2 protein-coding genes are annotated in these 1,529 nt (G+C 61.3%); both read right to left on the bottom strand.

Annotated elements, in window-relative coordinates:
- Positions 1-25: 25 nt before the first annotated feature.
- The gene (locus AB0323_RS23955) at positions 26-1,024 is read right to left on the bottom strand and encodes a DDE-type integrase/transposase/recombinase (RefSeq protein ID WP_366179547.1); all 999 of its coding nucleotides are present in this window, start codon (positions 1,022-1,024) and stop codon (positions 26-28) included.
- A gap of 32 nt (positions 1,025-1,056) precedes the next feature.
- Positions 1,057-1,461, bottom strand: a complete 405-nt coding sequence (locus AB0323_RS23950) for a hypothetical protein (protein WP_366179546.1) — start codon at positions 1,459-1,461, stop codon at positions 1,057-1,059.
- Positions 1,462-1,529: the final 68 nt, after the last annotated feature.

Raw genomic sequence — 1,529 nt, 5'->3', positions numbered from 1 at the left:
TCGGAAATTGTCAAGCTGTGTGGAGTCACTGGGCTAGTTTTTGGGGTGTTTTGGTCTCGGGCAGGTTGATCCCGACGTATTGTGCTGGGGCCGGTGTTGTGGGTCGTTGGCGGAACCTTCCTGGGTGTCGTTCGTAGTAGTCCTGGTGGACTTTGTCCCGCTTGTCCCAGAGCTTTTGCCAAGAGCCGTCGTGGACTTGTGATGGTGAGAACAACGCGATGCCGGAGTGTTTGTGATCGGTGCTGTACCAGTGCACATAGCCGGTGAGGTACTCCCTGGCAGCCCCGAGATCGTCAAAGGTCCGGGGGTAGCCGGGCCGGTATTTCATCGTGCGGAACCCTGACTCCGAGAAGGGATTGTCGTTGGAGACGTACGGGCGGTTGTGGCTGAGTTCCACGCCGTGGGCGGTGAGGGTCTCACGGAGCAGGTTTGATTTCATGGCCGGGCCTGAATCGGCATGCACGATGTCCGGGGCGCCGTGCCGGGCGATGGCCGTCTTGAACATGTCCGCGGCGAGGTGGTCGGACTCGCGTTCCTCCACCCGCCAGCCGACGATCTGCCGGGAGAAGATGTCCATGATGGAGTACACCTTGAAAACCTTCCCCTGCCACTTGGAATAGACGTCGGTGATGTCCCAGGACCAGACCTGGCAGGGTCCGGAGGCCTTGAGCACCGGCTTCTCAAGGGAACCACGCGTGCCCCCACGCTTGCGCGGGAAGGTTGGGCGGGCCTGCTGGTCCTCGTACTCTGCCGCGATCCGCCACCAGGTGCGGTTGGAGGCGAGCAGCACCCCGTTGTCCCAGGCCGTGGCGAAGGAATGGTCAACGGAGTTGCCCTTCTCCCAGCCGGCCAGGATGAGCCCCAGGATCCGGTCCTGATGTGCGGTGCTGATCCGGGATTCGTAGGCCCGGTCGCTCTGGTGGATCGGGTCCTGCACCGCCGGACGGGGATTGAACCGGTAATGCCAGGTCCCGCGCGACACGCCCGCCAGCACGAGCGCTGTCCGCTGGGAGCCGGTGATCACATGCAGCGCCAGGACAAGACTGTTCTCGGCCGCTATGAATCCTTCTGAGCGCTCGTCTGGGTTGTATCGGGCTCGGGCACGCTCAACTCGTGCAAGAGCCCTATAGCTTTTCCCAGCGCGGAATTCGTATCCTCCAGCTCCTGCACCCGCTTCTGGAGTTTTTCGACTTCGGCACGGTGGGCAGCCATTTCCTTCGCGCGTGCTTTTTCAAACGCGGAGAGCTCACGATTCGTTGGGACCATGCCTCCATGCTCCCGCGGAATCAGGCCACGGTCGATATCGCCCTGAACCATCAGGGTGCGCCACCTGCGGAACGTCCAGTCCGAAACTGACGTCGAGGCAAGCCACACCTTCCTCGTCCCGTGCGGCTGCAAATAATACTCATGCATGAACTCACGGATCTCTTCCCGCGTAAAACCCTTGTTATCAACGGCCATCGCCGGCTCCTTCAATCAACAGGCAATGAATGACTCACAACCAGCTTGACGAAGGGGGGCTCGCTCAC

The sequence above is a fragment of the Arthrobacter sp. NPDC080031 genome (assembly GCF_040702485.1).
GTDB lineage: Bacteria > Actinomycetota > Actinomycetes > Actinomycetales > Micrococcaceae > Arthrobacter.
This window is presented reverse-complemented; position numbering and strand designations above follow the sequence as displayed.

What these genes read in the sequence shown, in the direction of transcription:
- AB0323_RS23950 (WP_366179546.1), bottom strand. Translation starts at nt 1,461, where the DNA reads ATGGCCGTTGATAACAAGGGTTTTACGCGGGAAGAGATCCGTGAGTTC.